Genomic DNA, 15,744 nt, shown 5'->3' with positions numbered 1-15,744 from the left:
TCATTCAAATAAGGATATCTGTCGTGACCACTATTACGCTTTATCACAACCCGCGTTGTTCCAAAAGCCGTGAAACACTTGCACTGCTCGAATCCAATGGCGTGCAACCAAACATCGTTAAGTATCTGGAAACGCCTCCGTCAGCCGACACGCTGACCGCCTTGAAAGATAAGCTCGGCATCCCCTCATTCCGCGACATGATGCGTACCAAGGAAGCAGACTATAAAACCGCGCAGCTGGGTGATGCGAGCGTGACGGAAGCACAACTGCTCGACGCGATGGTCAACAACCCTAAACTCATTGAGCGCCCGATCGCCGTTAAAGCTGAGCGTGCCGTTATTGGTCGTCCACCAGAAAATGTCCTGGATCTTTTGGCATGACAAAGGTACTGGTGCTTTACTACAGCCGCTCAGGCAATACGCGCAAACTGGCGCAACAGCTTGCGCGAGGCATTGAATCTCAGGGCGTGGAGGCAGTGTTACGTACGGTGCCAGAATTGCCGAGTTACACAGACGGAAAAATATCGGCCCATTCAGCCAGCGATCCTTTTGTGACTCGCCAAGACTTGCTCGACTGTGACGGGCTAGCCTTGGGTAGCCCGGTGCGTTTCGGCAATATGGCCGCACCACTCAAGCATTTTATCGACAGTACCAGTGCCGAGTGGCTCTCTGGGGCCTTAATCGATAAACCTGCCGCTGTGTTTGGGGCCGGCTCTATGCTTCATGGTGGACAAGAAACCACCCTGCTCACCATGACGGTGCCCCTGCTACATCACGGTATGATTCTTGTTGGCGTACCGCACAGTGAAAGCGCACTGCACACCACTCAAGGCGGTGGTTCGCCCTATGGAGCCTCGAGTGTGAGCGACGCTCAAACGCCTTTGCTCGCCGATGAGAAAAAAATAGCCAATGCGCTCGGCCAACGGCTCGCTTCACTCGCGCGCACGCTCAACCCCACTAGCTCTTAAAAGGACATCACAGTGACTGACCCTCGTCTTGCATTGATGCGTAAACTCTCGCTTGCCAGCAACCTTGGCCTAATCGCTTGGGTAGCGCTTTGGCACGCCTACCTATCTCCTCACCCGCACTTAAACGCGTGGGCGGTCACGATCGGTTGGCTGGTGCCTTTGCTGTTGCCACTACCTGGATTGATTAAGGGCAAAGCGTTCACTCACGCCTGGGCCAACTTTATTTTAATGTTTTACTTTTTGCATGCCCTGACCCTGATATATGTCGATGAGGGCGAACGCTGGCTGGCAGTCGCCGAGCTTGTGCTGGTCAGCTGTGCATTTTGGAGCAATATTGTGTTTGCCCGCTGGATGGGAAAAGCGCAAGGACTTAAATTGCCTCGACTATCTCAGGTTGAGAAAGAAGAAAAAGCACGCTTTGAAAGTGCCAAAGGTGAAGAATAAGCCCGCCTGATGCATGGATAACGCAAGGGCCGGGGTTGCCGGCCCGCTTTTGATTTAGGCTGGGTAAGCGCGACGGGTAAAAAAGCGATGCCCGCATTTCACACAAGGATGAATCACATCCACGCGATTATGGCGAGTCTGGTGCTGGCATTGTTCACATTGCAATATACCTAACCCCACAATCTCCCCGGCTTCGTACACCCCTTGATGCTGCAAATCATCAAACACTTCACGCCATTCCAGCTGCGTTCGGTCGGTGATCTCCGCCAGTTGTTCCCAAATGGTGTCCGCAATCAGGTCGTTAAAAACTTCACTGTCTATCTCATCGGCCTGTGATTTGTCATATTGCGCGCCAAACGCTCTGACATCACGTTTGAAGTACGCCTCAATCAATGCCCATTCATCTTTGGTTAAATCCGCTGCGGCCTTAAGGTATTGCTCCGACAACTCCACCCAGCGCGCAAGGGATTCAGGACTGTTTTCCAGCGCCTCTTTAACGCGCTCGATGATGCTTTGTTGGGGATCTTTCTCTTTATTCATCGTCCTGCTCCTGATTCAAGTGTTGTTGCGGTCTTTGCCTTTCGTTATTCTATGACGATATTTCTCTTTCAGGTTTTACCTTTCTCACAGAATCTCGGAAGCCATCGATGCAAGAACAATATAGCCCGCAAGATATTGAACAAAAAGTTCAAGCCCATTGGGACGAAAATAAAACCTTTGTGGTTCATGAAGACCCTAACAAAGAAAAATTTTATTGTCTTTCTATGTTCCCGTACCCCAGTGGTCGTTTGCACATGGGACATGTGCGCAACTACACCATCGGTGACGTCATTTCACGCTACCAGCGCCTGCAAGGTAAAAACGTGATGCAGCCTATCGGTTGGGACGCCTTTGGCCTACCCGCTGAGGGCGCGGCGATTAAAAACAAAACCGCACCGGCACCTTGGACCTACGAAAACATTGATTACATGAAAGGCCAGCTGAAAATGCTGGGCTTTGGTTACGATTGGAACCGTGAAGTCGCCACCTGTAGTCCCGATTACTACCGCTGGGAACAAGAGTTCTTCACCAAACTTTACAACAAAGGGTTGGTATACAAGAAAACCTCGTCGGTAAACTGGTGTCCGAATGACCAAACCGTTTTGGCCAATGAGCAGGTGCACGAAGGGTGCTGCTGGCGTTGTGACACACCGGTTGAGCAAAAAGAAATCCCGCAGTGGTTTATTAAAATCACCGACTATGCAGAAGAGCTGTTGCAAGACATCGATAAATTGGATGGTTGGCCAGAAATGGTTAAAACCATGCAACGCAACTGGATTGGCCGCTCTGAAGGGGTTGAACTGACCTTTGAAGTAGAAGGCGATCACCCTGCATTGGATGTGTACACCACGCGTCCTGATACCCTGATGGGCGTCACCTATGTGGGCATTGCCGCTGGTCACCCACTCGCGGATGCTGCTGCCAAACAGAATCCAGCGTTGGCTGAATTTGTACAAGAGTGCCGTAACACCAAGGTTGCTGAAGCCGAGCTTGCAACCATGGAGAAAAAAGGCATGGCAACCGGCTTGTACGCGACACACCCTCTAAACGGTCGTCGTGTGCCTATCTTTGTCGCCAACTTTGTCTTGATGGACTACGGTACAGGCGCCGTCATGGCCGTGCCAGCACACGACCAGCGCGACTTTGAGTTCGCCAGCAAATACGGCCTCGATATTGAACCGGTGATCCTTGACGAAAATGGCCAAGCGCCAGATCTGTCCGAACAAGCGCATACCGAGAAAGGCAAACTGTTTAACTCTGGCGAATTTGACGGCCTAGACTTTGATGCCGCTTTTAATGCGATTGCCGCCAAGCTTGAATCGCTGGGTAAAGGCAAGAAAACCGTTAACTTCCGTCTGCGTGACTGGGGCGTTTCTCGTCAGCGCTACTGGGGTGCACCTATCCCAATGCTGAACACAGAAGACGGTGAAGTGGTGCCTGTCCCTAGCGAAGAGCTGCCTGTCATCTTGCCAGAAGACGTGGTTATGGACGGCGTGCAAAGCCCGATCAAAGCCGATAAGCAATGGGCGCAAACCCAGTATCAAGGCAAGCCTGCGCTGCGTGAAACCGACACCTTTGATACCTTCATGGAGTCATCTTGGTATTACGCACGTTATTGTTCGCCACAAGCAGACCAAATGCTCGACCCAGCAGCCGCGAACTACTGGCTGCCGGTGGACCAGTACATTGGCGGAATTGAACATGCGTGTATGCCCGGTGGACCAGTACATTGGCGGAATTGACACCTGCTTTACTCACGCTTCTTCCATAAACTGCTCCGTGACGACAACATGGTCGACAGTGACGAGCCGTTTAAGCAGCTACTTTGCCAAGGCATGGTGCTTGCCGACGCCTTCTACTACAACGACGATAAAGGCGTGCGTGTTTGGGTCTCGCCAACCGATGTGACCGTCGAACGCGACAGCAAAGGCAAGATCATCAAAGCTATCGACAATGAGGGACGCGAAGTCGTGCACACAGGCATGACCAAGATGTCAAAGTCGAAGAACAATGGTATCGACCCGCAATTGATGGTCGAAAAATATGGTGCCGACACCGTACGCTTGTTCATGATGTTTGCCGCGCCAGCAGAAATGACCCTTGAGTGGCAAGAGTCAGGCGTCGAAGGCTCTCACCGCTTCTTGCGTCGCGTATGGAAATTGGTTTACGAGCACAGCGCAAAAGGTGCCGTCGCAGCACTCGATGCTAGCGCCCTGAACAATGAGCAGAAAGCACTGCGCCGTGACGTTCACAAAACCATTGCTAAGGTGAGTGACGACATGGGTCGTCGTCAGACGTTCAACACTGCGATTGCTGCGATTATGGAGCTGATGAACCGTTTGGTGAAAGCACCACAAGAGAGCGAGCAAGACCGAGCCGTGCTGGATGAAGCGCTGAAAGCGATTGTTGTGATGCTCTACCCAATCACCCCACACATCAGCTTTACGCTGTGGGAAGCGCTGGGTGAACAGCACATTGATGACGCCCAATGGCCACAGGCTGACCAAGACGCCATGGTTGAAGATGAAAAGCTCATCATCGTCCAAGTTAACGGAAAACTGCGTGCCAAAATCACCGTTGCCGCTGACGCCGAAAAAGATGCGGTCGAAGCACAAGCGATGGCTGATGAAAATGTGGTTAAGTTTACTGACGGGAAAACCGTGCGCAAAGTCATCTATGTACCAGGTAAACTGGTTAACATTGTTGCTAACTAAACAAGGAGCAGTAGCGTGACCCTGTTTAAACCTGTGTTTCGCTTCCTGCTTGTTGCGGTGGTCGCTTTGACCACCGCCTCTTGCGGGTTTGCCTTACGTGACAGCTACAACTTACCGGACGAGGTCACGCAAGTGTCGTTAACCAGCGTCGACCCTTACGGTGAGCTCACACGCCAGCTACGCAATCAACTCAATCAACATAAGGTTGAATTGGTTGCACCAGCCAATACAGTGACCAATATTCACCTGCTTGGCGAAAGCAATAGCGAACAAACCCTATCGCTTTACCAAAACAGCCGTGTCGCAGAGAAAGAGTTCCGCTACGTCGCTCGCTACCGGGTGACTGTGCCGCAAAAAGGCAGTTATACTTTTTCAACCACGCTAAGTCGTAATTTCCTCGATAACCCGCTGACTGCATTGGCTAAATCGGTCGAGCAAGACAAGCTGGTTGCGGAGATGCGGACCGAAGCAACACGCCAAATCATGCGTCAACTCTCTCAGCTTAAAGGTGATATTGCCGAGTTTGAGCGCCGTGAGGCTGAACAAGCAGCGTTGGAACAGCTTGAACAAGGTGAGCGTCCAACCAAGCCAGAAATCATTATTGAAACGCGTCAGACTGAGACTGATACCGCGCAATGATGAGAACCTATCCAGAACAATTGGCGCAGCAGCTCAAGCAGCCACTGCGCCAAACCTATCTCGTGTTTGGCTCTGATCCTCTGCTTAAACTCGAATCACGCGATGCAATTTGTCGCTCCGCTCGAGAGCAAGGGTTTGAAGAGCATCATCGCTTTATCATTGATGCTCAGCTCAATTGGCAGGAGGTGATTGATTGTTGCCAAGCGCTGAGTTTGTTTTCTTCACGCCAGATTATCGAAATCACCTGCCCAGAAAACGGCCTTAACACCACACAAGCCAAGCAATTGGCTGACATCGCGCAATGGCTTAATCCTGATATTTTATTGCTGGTGCAAGGCGAGCGTTTAAATAAAAAGCAAGAGTCTGCCAAGTGGTTCACCGCCTTGTCTCAGCATGGGCTCTATGTGGTGTGTAACACACCCGATGCCCGCCAGCTGCCGCGTTTTATCGAGCAGCGCTGTCAAGGGCTGGGGCTTAAACCGGATCAACCGGCATTGCAGTTATTAGCGCAATGGCATGAAGGCAACTTACTGGCGTTGGTGCAAAGCCTGCACATACTGCAGTTGCTCTATCCTGACGGCGCCTTAACGCTCCCTCGCATTGAAAGCGCCCTGTCGCGCCATCATCATTTTACGCCTTTCCAACTTACCGATGCGTTATTAGAAGGAAAAGCGCAGCGCGCGCAGCGTATTTTGGAGCAGCTCTATGCAGAAGGAAACGAGCCTACCTTATTGCTACGATTGATCCAAAAAGAGCTCAAGCAGCTTTATGTGATTCATGAGCAAGGCCAACAAGGGCGACCATTAAACAAAATATTCGACCAACTGCGGATCTGGCAAACACGCCGACCAATGATGATTGCCGCGCTGAATCGCTTAACGCGACCGCGTCTGACTCAGCTTTTGCGGCAACTGGCTCAGCTCGAAATCGGTCTAAAAACCGATTACAGCCGCGATCCTTGGCCTGAATTGCACTATTTTTGCGCACTCATGTGCCAAACGCCTGAACCTCAGCCGCGCTAATGTGTCCAAATGGCAAGTGAGTGATATACTCGCTTGCCAGTAATCCAAACGGTAACCATAGAGGTCTCTTTTGCAAGCTACCGAGTTACAACAGTTTGTGGCCGATAAGGTCGATGATATGAAAGCCAGTGACATTGTGACACTGGATGTCCGTGACAAATCTTCCATTACCGATTTTATGGTGCTGTGCACCGGTAACTCCCGTCGCCATGTTGCTTCAATTGCAGAGCATGTGCGTGACGAAGCCCAAGCTATCAATATCGGCGCGATGGGCATGGAAGGCCAAGACGACAGCGAGTGGGTCGTGGTCGATTTGGGCGATGTGATGGTGCATGTAATGCAAGAAGAACAGCGCCAGCTCTATCAACTGGAAAAGCTCTGGAACTAATTGATGAAGATTCAGTTGATTGCCGTCGGCAATAAAATGCCGAAATGGGTTGAGCAAGGCTTCGCCGAGTACCAGCGCCGTTTTCCCAAAGATATGCCGTTAGAGCTGATTGAGATCCCCGCGGGAAAACGGGGCAAAAACGCCGACATTGCCCGCATTCTGCAAAAAGAAGGCGAAGCTATGTTAGCCGCGGTCAACCGCGGCAGCCGTATCGTGACACTCGACATTCCCGGTAAACCATGGGATACCCCGCAATTGGCTGAACAGTTAGAGAAATGGAAGCTTGACGCTCGTGACGTAGCGATCTTAATTGGCGGGCCAGAGGGATTGGCACCAGAATGTAAGGCTGCTGCGGAACAAAGTTGGTCTTTATCGCCACTGACACTGCCCCATCCGCTGGTACGTATTGTCATGGCTGAGAGCCTTTATCGCGCGTGGAGCTTAACGACTAACCACCCTTACCATCGAGAATAATCACGGATGAAGCGCCAACGAAGTCAAATTCGCGACCATAGCGCCGAAGCGGCGCTGTTTGTCCGCCGAGCGATTGTCTGCTTCGTCGGGATTATTGCCTTAGTCGGGATCTTGCTGACCAACCTCTACCACATTCAGGTGGTTGAGCACCAAGATTATCAAACGCGATCAAATGATAACCGCATTAAAGTGGTGCCTGTCGCGCCCAACCGCGGTCTTATCTATGATCGCAACGGCAAATTGCTCGCAGAAAACCGTCCGGTATATCATCTCGAAATCACCCCTGAGCAAGTCGATGATATGCCCGCCACCTTGGCGCGCTTACAGTCATTACTGTCTCTGTCTGACAGTGATATCGACAACTTCCAAAAAGAACGCAGACGTTCGCGTCGCTTTAACGCGGTACCGCTAAAGACCCAGTTAACCGATAAAGAGGTCGCCATCTTTTCCGCCCACCAGCACCAGTTTTCTGGGGTGGAAATCAAGGCGTATCTAAAACGCCACTACCCTTACGGCGATGCGCTGACCCATGTGCTCGGTTACGTTGCAAAAATCAACGACCGTGATATTGCCAAACTGCGTCAAAAAGATGTGCTTAATAACTATCGAGCGACGCGTGACATCGGCAAACTCGGCATAGAAAAATATTACGAGCCCGTGTTGCATGGTAAAGCGGGCTATCAAGAAGTCGAGGTGAATAGCCGAGGCCGAATCATCCGCACCCTAAAATATGTGCCACCCGTGCCGGGTAAGGATTTGATCCTCAATCTCGATATTGATTTACAGCTTTATATTCGTGGCATCCTAGGTGATCGCCGTGGCGCTGTAGTTGTGCTCGATCCGAAAACATCTGGCGTTTTAGCCATGGTATCGACCCCCAGCTATGACCCGAACCTTTTTGTTCACGGGATTTCCAGCACCCAATACAGTGCCCTGCTCAATGACAAAGATCGGCCATTGGTTAACCGTGCAACATTAGGCATCTATCCACCGGCGTCGACGGTAAAGCCCTTTATTGCCGTCGCCGCACTGGAAGAAGGGGTTATTACCACCAAGACGACCCGCAACGACCCCGGTTATTGGCGGATCCCCAACTCTAACACTCGCCCTTTCCGTGACTGGCGTCCATGGGGACATGGCCGTGTAAATATTGTCCAATCGATTGAAGAGTCGGTGGATACCTTCTTTTACCAAATCGCCTATGACATGGGTATTGATAAACTTTCGTCTTGGATGGAGAAATTTGGTTTTGGTCAATACACAGGTATAGATATCCAAGAAGAAAGCAGCGCCAATATGCCTAACCGAGAGTGGAAAATGAGCCGCCACCGCCAACCTTGGTACAAAGGTGACACCATTCCTGTCGGCATTGGTCAGGGCTATTGGACCGCAACCCCAATGCAAATGGTCAAGGCACTGACCGTGGTATTGAACCGCGGCGAAGTCAGAGCGCCTAAATTATTGATGCTATCGCGCGATGAACAAGGCATGCATAAACCGACGCCTGAACCTTACCCACCGATAAAAGGGGTGAGCGATAAATATTGGGACGTCGCCCTTGAAGGGATGCGATTGGTTAATCACGGTCGTAAAGGCACCGCAAGACGCTCGTTCCGCACCGCAAAGTATGTCTCTGGCGGGAAGTCCGGTACCGCGCAAGTGTTCGGCCTGGGCGAAGATGAAGAGTACAACGCCGACGAGATTGCAGAGCACTTACGCGATCATGCGCTGTTTATGGGATTTGCTCCCTTTGAACATCCCAAGGTGGCAGTTTCTATGGTATTAGAAAACGCCGGAGGCGGGTCAAGCAACGGTGCACCCATTGCCCGTCGTATTTTTGATCATATTTTGATTGAAAAAGACGCTGCAGAGAATAAAGAGGCAAAACAATGAGTTCCTTAGCCCAAGTAAGCAGTAAGCGCTCATTATTCGAACGCTTGCACCTCGACTTGCCCTTGCTCATTGGCATTCTATTACTGATGGGCTTTGGTCTTGTGGTTATGTATAGCGCCAGTGGCCAAAGTATGGCGATGATGGAGCGTCAAGCAGTTCGGATGCTGCTAGCCCTGTCGGTGATGTTTGCGCTGGCGCAAGTGCCCCCGCGTCATTATGAGTTTTGGTCACCGTATTTATATGTGATTGGCGTGGCCCTACTGGCGGCGGTCTTATTGGTGGGGGAGACGGCAAAAGGAGCCCAGCGTTGGCTTGACCTTGGCGTGGTCACCTTTCAGCCTTCCGAGATAATCAAACTGGCGGTGCCGCTCATGCTGGCCCGTTTTATCGGCAAGGATCCGCTCCCGCCGAAGTTTACGACCTTGCTGATCGCGCTCTTTTTGTTGTTTATGCCCACCATTATGATCGCGAAGCAACCCGACTTAGGCACCTCTATTCTTATTGCCGCGTCAGGCGTCTTCGTACTCTTTCTCGCTGGGATCAGTTGGAAGCTGATTACCGCCGCTGTCGTTGCTATCGCAGGGTTTATTCCTGTGCTGTGGTTTTTCTTAATGCACGACTATCAGCGCACCCGCGTGCTCACGCTCTTTAATCCAGAGTCTGACCCATTGGGGGCGGGCTATCATATTATTCAGTCTAAAATTGCAATTGGTTCCGGCGGGCTGGCCGGAAAAGGCTGGTTGCATGGCACACAATCGCAGCTCGAATTTCTCCCTGAGCGCCATACCGACTTTATCTTTGCGGTCATTGCCGAAGAATGGGGATTAATTGGTGTTTGCGCCCTGCTCGCCTTATACCTGTTTTTGATCGGTCGTGGGCTCATGTTGGCTAGCCGTGCCCAAACTGCATTCGGCCGTATGATGGCCGGTAGTATCGTACTCAGCTTTTTTGTTTATGTTTTTGTCAATATTGGTATGGTCAGCGGCATTTTGCCTGTGGTTGGGGTACCCTTACCTCTGATCAGCTATGGCGGTACCTCTATGGTGACCTTGATGGCTGGTTTTGGCATTCTCATGTCCATTCATACTCATCGAAAAATGCTATCTAGGGCTTAATAAACATGCGAGCGATTGTAATTCTTTTCGCCATGCTCCTGAGCGCGTGCAGTGCGCAACAGGGCCGGTATCAAATGGCTGACGACCAAGCACCCGAGCGTCTTCCTGAGCAGGTGCACACTGATGATGCCCAGCCAAGGTATGAGCCTTATAGCTTAGCTGGCAACAAAGACTACACCTTAAATGGTCAACGCTACGAAATACTCCGTGAGCCTCACGGTTACCAAGAGGCGGGTATTGCCTCTTGGTACGGCCAAAAATTCCACGGCCATAAAACCTCTAATGGCGAAGTGTATGACATGTATTCCATGTCTGCGGCGCACAAAACCTTGCCTTTGCCGAGCTACGTCGAAGTCACCAATCAAAATAACGGTAAAAAAGCGATTGTACGCGTCAACGATCGCGGCCCTTTCCATAACGAGCGCCTGATTGATCTCAGCTATGCGGCTGCAAAAAAGCTCGGTGTTTTGCAAACAGGTACCGCACCAGTCGCACTTCGTTTAATCTCCCCAGAGAAACCCGCGCAAGATGAGTGGCATTCGGCCCGCCATCATGCGTACTATGTCCAGTTGCTTGCATTGTCCGATGGCTTAAAAGCCAACCAAAATGCGGAACAATTAGCGAAAGCACACGGTCTACCTACCCACATTGCTCGCCGCGACCAAGTGTATCGTGTGCGTTTTGGTCCGTTTTACGACCGTGGCCAAGCTCAGCAAGCGATGCAAGTCGCTAAACAGCATCAACTGCCGGGCGCTTTTATCGTCACCGAAGCACTTGTTAATGAAGACACATCTGTCACAAGTGCTAAAACAAACAATCAGTGAGTTAAAGGAATCGAGCCTGTCTCTCTGTGCCCAATTTGGTATAGTGAGCTTACAGTATCGACATCGATAACCGACAAAAGTACTAAAAATGATGAAAAAATCCGTTTCCYGCATGCGTACATTGCTATCTGCTGCGCTTTTCGTATCAGTGACGGCCCAAGCTGCGCCCGCTGTTGTACCCGATGCTCCACAAATTGCCGCCAAGGGCTACGTGCTTATGGACTACCACTCCGGTGAAGTCCTTGCCGAAAATAATGCCTACAAACGCCTTAACCCGGCCAGCCTCACCAAGATGATGACCAGTTATGTGATTGGCCAAGAGGTTGAGCGCGGTAACATCTCCATGGATGATGACGTGGTGATCAGCGAAAATGCGTGGGCGAAAAACTTCCCGGGTTCATCCAAGATGTTCATCGAAGTCGGGACCACGGTGAAAGCAGCCGACCTTAACCGAGGCATTATCATTCAATCAGGCAACGATGCCTGTGTCGCGATGGCGGAGCATGTCGCGGGCTCTGAAGATGCGTTTGTGGATCTGATGAACCGTTGGGGTGAAACACTGGGCATGGACAGCACGCATTTCTCGAATGTGCATGGCCTCGATTCTAAAGATCTTTACACTACCCCTTATGACATGGCGTTGCTGGCGCAGGCGCTGATCCGTGATGTGCCAGCGGAATACCGCATTTACAAAGAGAAAGCGTTTACCTACAACGGGATTACCCAATACAACCGCAATGGCCTATTGTGGGACAAGAGCCTTAACGTTGACGGTATTAAGACGGGCCATACCGATGGTGCCGGCTATAACTTGGTGAGCTCAGCCACTGAAGGCGAGATGCGTTTGATTGCTGTCGTGATGGGCACCAAAAGTGCTAACGCACGTAAAGCTGAAAGTAAAAAGCTATTGAACTATGGCTTCCGTTTCTTCGAAACCGTCGCCCCACACAAAGCAAATGAAACCTTTGTGACTGAAAAAGTGTGGATGGGGGATACCGATGAAGTGTCACTCGGGGTGACCGAAGATACCTACGTCACACTTCCTCGCGGCAAAGCACAAGATCTAAAAGCGAGCTTCGTGCTGGAAAAAACCCTTGAAGCACCGATCAGCAAAGGGGATGTCGTAGGCAAGCTGTTCTATCAAGTGGATGGCGAAGATGTTGCCGAATACCCTCTGGTTGCGTTGAACGACGTCGAAAAAGGTGGATTATTCAGCCGGTTAATTGATTACATTGTTATGATGTTTCAAAACTTACTGGGCTAAGCCGCTTTCCATTTAGTCCCATTCCCGCCCACCAACTTGGTGGGCGGCTTGTTTTCTGTCCCAGAGCAGATTAGTATTTCGCGTTAATCGTGATCCATCGCACATAGGTATGCCGTTCTCGGCCTGCCCATTGGGAGTTAACATGCAAGAGCAACCAAAACTAAAAGACTTGCTGGAGTTTCCTTGTCAGTTTACTTACAAGGTTATGGGCCATGCTAAGCCTGAACTGCCGGACCTTGTTCTAGGTGTGATCCAGCAACATGCGCCAGGCGACTACAGCCCAAAGGTGAAACCTAGCGCAAAAGGTAACTATCACTCGGTATCGGTGACCATTACTGCCACCTCTATTGAGCAAGTAGAAACCTTGTATAAAGAACTTGGCGAGATCGAAATCGTTCGTATGGTTCTTTAATCAGAATACCCACACGGCTGGCGGCTTTTAATCACGCCGCCAACCTCTATAATACCCCCACAGATAACAATATGGGTAATCGGTTTGCAGCACCAACTAGTTGTTAGATATCTGGGCCGCCGACCTTATCCGCAAACCTGGCAACAGATGCGTGACTTCACGGATAGCCGTGATGCACATACTTGTGACGAAGTCTGGTTGGTCGAACATGATCCCGTCTTCACCCAAGGTCAAGCGGGTAAACCGGAACACGTTTTGGTCCCTGGAGACATCCCCGTCGTACAATCAGATCGAGGGGGACAAGTGACCTATCACGGTCCCGGCCAGTTAGTCGTTTACTTTTTAATTGATTTAAAACGTAAAAAAGTCGGCGTTCGAGAACTGGTTAGCCATATTGAAAATCTCGTTGTCGCTACCCTCGCCCATTATGGCGTAACCGCCTACGCGCGTCCCGATGCGCCCGGTGTGTATGTGGATAGCGCAAAAATCTGTTCCCTTGGGCTCCGTATTCGTCGCGGGTGCTCATTCCATGGACTGGCACTCAACATCAATATGGATTTATCTCCATTTCAACGCATTAACCCCTGTGGGTATGCGGGGATGGCGATGACGCAACTGAGTGATCAGGTTGAAGGCGCAACCCTAACAGACGTCCAACCTGTGCTAGTAGACACTTTAACTCAACAACTGGGATATACTCAGGTTGAGGTTACAACGGAAAGCAGCGATTTATGAGCAAACCGATTCAGATGGAACGCGGCGTTAAGTACCGCGATGCCGAAAAGATGGCGCTTATCCCGGTCAAAAATATGCCGACCGAGCAAAAAGAAGTGCTGCGCAAGCCTGATTGGATGAAGATCAAGCTCCCTGCCGAAACCTCTCGCATCAAAGAAATTAAAGATGCGATGCGCAAAAACAACCTCCACTCTGTGTGTGAAGAGGCCTCCTGTCCAAACTTGGCAGAGTGCTTTAGCCACGGTACCGCCACTTTCATGATTTTGGGTGCGATTTGTACCCGTCGTTGCCCATTTTGCGACGTCGCCCATGGCCGTCCGGTTGCCCCTGATGCGGACGAACCCAAGCATCTGGCGCAAACTATTAAAGACATGAAGCTTCGTTATGTCGTGATCACCTCAGTTGACCGCGATGACCTTCGCGATGGCGGGGCACAGCATTTTGCCGACTGTACCCGTGAGATCCGTGCGCTCAACCCAGAGATCAAAATCGAAACCTTGGTACCTGACTTCCGAGGCCGAATGGATCGCGCCCTAGATATCCTGCGTGACAATCCACCGGATGTGTTTAACCATAACTTAGAAACAGCGCCTCGCTTGTATCGTAAAGCGCGCCCCGGTGCCAACTATCAGTGGTCACTGGATCTGCTGAAAAAGTTCAAAGACATGCACCCAGATGTTCCTACTAAGTCTGGACTCATGATGGGCTTGGGCGAAACCAAGGAAGAGATCATTGAGGTTCTGAAAGACCTACGTGCCCACGGTGTCACCATGCTGACATTAGGTCAATACCTTGCGCCAAGCCGCCATCACCTTCCGGTTGAACGTTATGTGCCGCCCGAAGAGTTTGATGAGCTCAAAGCTATCGCGCTGGATCTTGGCTTTACCCATGCTGCATGTGGTCCCTTTGTCCGCTCTTCATACCATGCTGATTTGCAAGCCAAAGGTGTCGAGATTAAATAAGTCTCTATGCTGAGAATACAAAAAAGCCGCGCTAGCGCGGCTTTTTTTACATTTTGCAAATAACTTGCGTTTGTATGCTTAGGTTATTGACGCGTCAGGTAATCTGCTTTTCCGACCCACTTGTACGTGGTAAGCTCTTCGAGTCCCATCGGGCCGCGCGCATGCAGCTTTTGCGTTGAAACGGCCACTTCCGCGCCTAAACCAAACTGGGCACCGTCAGTAAAACGGGTTGAAGCATTGACATAGACAGCAGCCGAGCCCGCACCATTGATAAAGGCTTCGGCAGCATCAATATCATTGGTCAGAATCGTATCTGAATGGCTCGCATTGTGTTCGCGCATATGACCGAGCGCGTCGTGCACATCGTCAACCACAGCAACACCGAGCGTTGGACCCAACCATTCAGTATCAAAGTCTCCCTCAGCGGCTTCACGAAGCTGTGCGACACCGTCAAGGTAGGGCAAGGCACTATTCGCTGCGACAACCTTCAGTTTCTGTGCGTTAAGCGCTGGGATCAGGCGTGTAAACAACTGTGCCGCGACTTGCTTGTGCACCAATAACGTATCCAAAGCGTTACAAGCGGATGGACGGTCTGTCTTCGCATTAATGATCACATCCGGAGCACGTTCAAGATCGGCACTTTGATCCACATATAAGTGGCTGATCCCAAAACCACCAATAATCACCGGAATCGTGCTGTTTTGCTTACACATTTTATGCAAACTAGCACCGCCGCGGGGAATAATCATATCCACGTACTCGTCCATGGTCAGCAGCTCTGCGACCAATTCTCGGTCAGGCTTGTCGATGTATTGCACCGCTGATTGCGGTAGTTCAGCCTTCCTCAGTGCAGATTGAATCACAGTGACCAATACTTGGTTGGTCGCAAAAGTTTCTTTACCACCACGTAAAATACTGGCATTGCCCGTTTTTAGGCACAGTGCGGCAATATCGATGGTGACGTTAGGGCGCGCTTCATAAATCACACCGACAACACCCAGAGGCTCACGCCGCTTCGATAAAGAAAGGCCATTTTCGAGCACTTTATGGTCAAACTCTTGCCCAACCGGATCGGGCAACGACACCACATTACGCACATCTGCAGCAATCGCCGATAAACGTGCGGGCGTGAGTGCTAAGCGGTCGATCAACGCTTCGCTCATACCCGCCGCGCGTGCGGCTTCTAAGTCTGTTTGGTTAGCCGCTAAAATACTCGCTTGTTGCGCCTCTAGTTCGTCCGCAATGAAGGTCAGCGCGCGATTTTTTTTCGTGGTGGAAGTTGTAGCGAGTTGGTAAGCCGCCTCTTTGGCCGCTTTCCCCATCATTTGTAAACTCATGTTGTGTGCATCTC

At 50.9% G+C, this 15,744-nt stretch carries 16 protein-coding genes and 1 pseudogene; 15 read left to right on the top strand and 2 right to left on the bottom strand.

Annotation, left to right across the window (positions count from 1 at the left end):
• Nucleotides 1-23: 23 nt before the first annotated feature.
• The 3 genes from arsC to BZJ17_RS09115 are packed head-to-tail and all read left to right on the top strand — an operon-like array spanning nt 24 to nt 1,411.
• Nucleotides 24-380 carry an arsenate reductase (glutaredoxin) gene (arsC, locus tag BZJ17_RS09125; protein WP_077640503.1) on the top strand — a complete coding sequence of 119 codons (357 nt, stop codon included), beginning with the start codon at nt 24-26 and terminating at the stop codon, nt 378-380.
• On the top strand, nt 377-967 hold the full coding sequence (wrbA, locus tag BZJ17_RS09120) for an NAD(P)H:quinone oxidoreductase (RefSeq protein WP_077640502.1): 591 nt from the start codon (nt 377-379) through the stop codon (nt 965-967). Before arsC ends, wrbA begins: the two co-directional genes overlap by 4 nt.
• 36 nt (nt 968-1,003) lie before the next feature.
• On the top strand, nt 1,004-1,411 hold the full coding sequence (locus BZJ17_RS09115; RefSeq protein WP_069587482.1) for a DUF2069 domain-containing protein: 408 nt from the start codon (nt 1,004-1,006) through the stop codon (nt 1,409-1,411).
• 54 nt (nt 1,412-1,465) lie between these two features.
• On the opposite strand, the gene BZJ17_RS09110 is transcribed toward BZJ17_RS09115, so the two are convergent.
• On the bottom strand, nt 1,466-1,951 hold the full coding sequence (locus BZJ17_RS09110; RefSeq protein WP_069587418.1) for a zinc ribbon-containing protein: 486 nt from the start codon (nt 1,949-1,951) through the stop codon (nt 1,466-1,468).
• A 107-nt stretch (nt 1,952-2,058) separates the two neighbouring features.
• Here BZJ17_RS09110 and leuS point away from each other — a divergent pair.
• From leuS to lipA, 12 genes and pseudogenes are all read left to right on the top strand, one after another.
• Nucleotides 2,059-4,665, top strand: a pseudogene (gene leuS / locus BZJ17_RS09105) (leucine--tRNA ligase).
• Between the two features lie 15 nt (nt 4,666-4,680).
• Entirely contained in the window at nt 4,681-5,304 is a 624-nt protein-coding gene (gene lptE / locus BZJ17_RS09100; RefSeq protein ID WP_069587420.1) for an LPS assembly lipoprotein LptE, read from the top strand.
• Complete coding sequence (gene holA / locus BZJ17_RS09095) at nt 5,304-6,326, top strand: DNA polymerase III subunit delta (RefSeq protein WP_077455611.1); 1,023 nt, start codon at nt 5,304-5,306, stop codon at nt 6,324-6,326. Before lptE ends, holA begins: the two co-directional genes overlap by 1 nt.
• 70 nt (nt 6,327-6,396) lie before the next feature.
• A complete protein-coding gene (rsfS, locus tag BZJ17_RS09090) occupies nt 6,397-6,714 on the top strand; it encodes a ribosome silencing factor (protein WP_069587421.1) in 318 nt (105 codons plus the stop codon).
• 3 nt (nt 6,715-6,717) lie between these two features.
• A complete protein-coding gene (gene rlmH / locus BZJ17_RS09085; protein WP_069587422.1) occupies nt 6,718-7,188 on the top strand; it encodes a 23S rRNA (pseudouridine(1915)-N(3))-methyltransferase RlmH in 471 nt (156 codons plus the stop codon).
• A 6-nt stretch (nt 7,189-7,194) separates the two neighbouring features.
• Complete coding sequence (gene mrdA, locus BZJ17_RS09080) at nt 7,195-9,081, top strand: penicillin-binding protein 2 (RefSeq protein WP_077640501.1); 1,887 nt, start codon at nt 7,195-7,197, stop codon at nt 9,079-9,081.
• Nucleotides 9,078-10,196, top strand: coding sequence for a rod shape-determining protein RodA (rodA, locus tag BZJ17_RS09075; RefSeq protein ID WP_069587424.1), 1,119 nt, complete (start codon nt 9,078-9,080; stop codon nt 10,194-10,196). Before mrdA ends, rodA begins: the two co-directional genes overlap by 4 nt.
• A 5-nt stretch (nt 10,197-10,201) precedes the next feature.
• On the top strand, nt 10,202-11,020 hold the full coding sequence (locus tag BZJ17_RS09070) for a septal ring lytic transglycosylase RlpA family protein (protein WP_077640500.1): 819 nt from the start codon (nt 10,202-10,204) through the stop codon (nt 11,018-11,020).
• A gap of 91 nt (nt 11,021-11,111) precedes the next feature.
• On the top strand, nt 11,112-12,284 hold the full coding sequence (locus tag BZJ17_RS09065; RefSeq protein WP_077640550.1) for a serine hydrolase: 1,173 nt from the start codon (nt 11,112-11,114) through the stop codon (nt 12,282-12,284).
• Between the two features lie 142 nt (nt 12,285-12,426).
• The gene (ybeD, locus tag BZJ17_RS09060) at nt 12,427-12,696 is read left to right on the top strand and encodes a DUF493 family protein YbeD (RefSeq protein ID WP_069587426.1); all 270 of its coding nucleotides are present in this window, start codon (nt 12,427-12,429) and stop codon (nt 12,694-12,696) included.
• An 84-nt stretch (nt 12,697-12,780) separates the two neighbouring features.
• Nucleotides 12,781-13,431: a lipoyl(octanoyl) transferase LipB gene (gene lipB / locus BZJ17_RS09055; protein WP_069587427.1), complete on the top strand. Its 651-nt coding sequence runs from the start codon at nt 12,781-12,783 to the stop codon at nt 13,429-13,431.
• Nucleotides 13,428-14,393 (top strand): lipoyl synthase, encoded by a 966-nt coding sequence (gene lipA / locus BZJ17_RS09050; protein WP_069587428.1) that lies wholly within the window; start codon nt 13,428-13,430, stop codon nt 14,391-14,393. The genes lipB and lipA overlap by 4 nt, the downstream gene beginning before the upstream one ends.
• An 83-nt stretch (nt 14,394-14,476) precedes the next feature.
• Here the strand turns inward: lipA and BZJ17_RS09045 are convergent, their stop codons facing one another.
• A complete protein-coding gene (locus BZJ17_RS09045; protein WP_077640499.1) occupies nt 14,477-15,730 on the bottom strand; it encodes a glutamate-5-semialdehyde dehydrogenase in 1,254 nt (417 codons plus the stop codon).
• Between the last annotated feature and the right edge of the window lie 14 nt (nt 15,731-15,744).

It is taken from the genome of Salinivibrio sp. IB574 (genome assembly GCF_001996205.1).
GTDB lineage: Bacteria > Pseudomonadota > Gammaproteobacteria > Enterobacterales > Vibrionaceae > Salinivibrio > Salinivibrio proteolyticus.
This window is presented reverse-complemented; position numbering and strand designations above follow the sequence as displayed.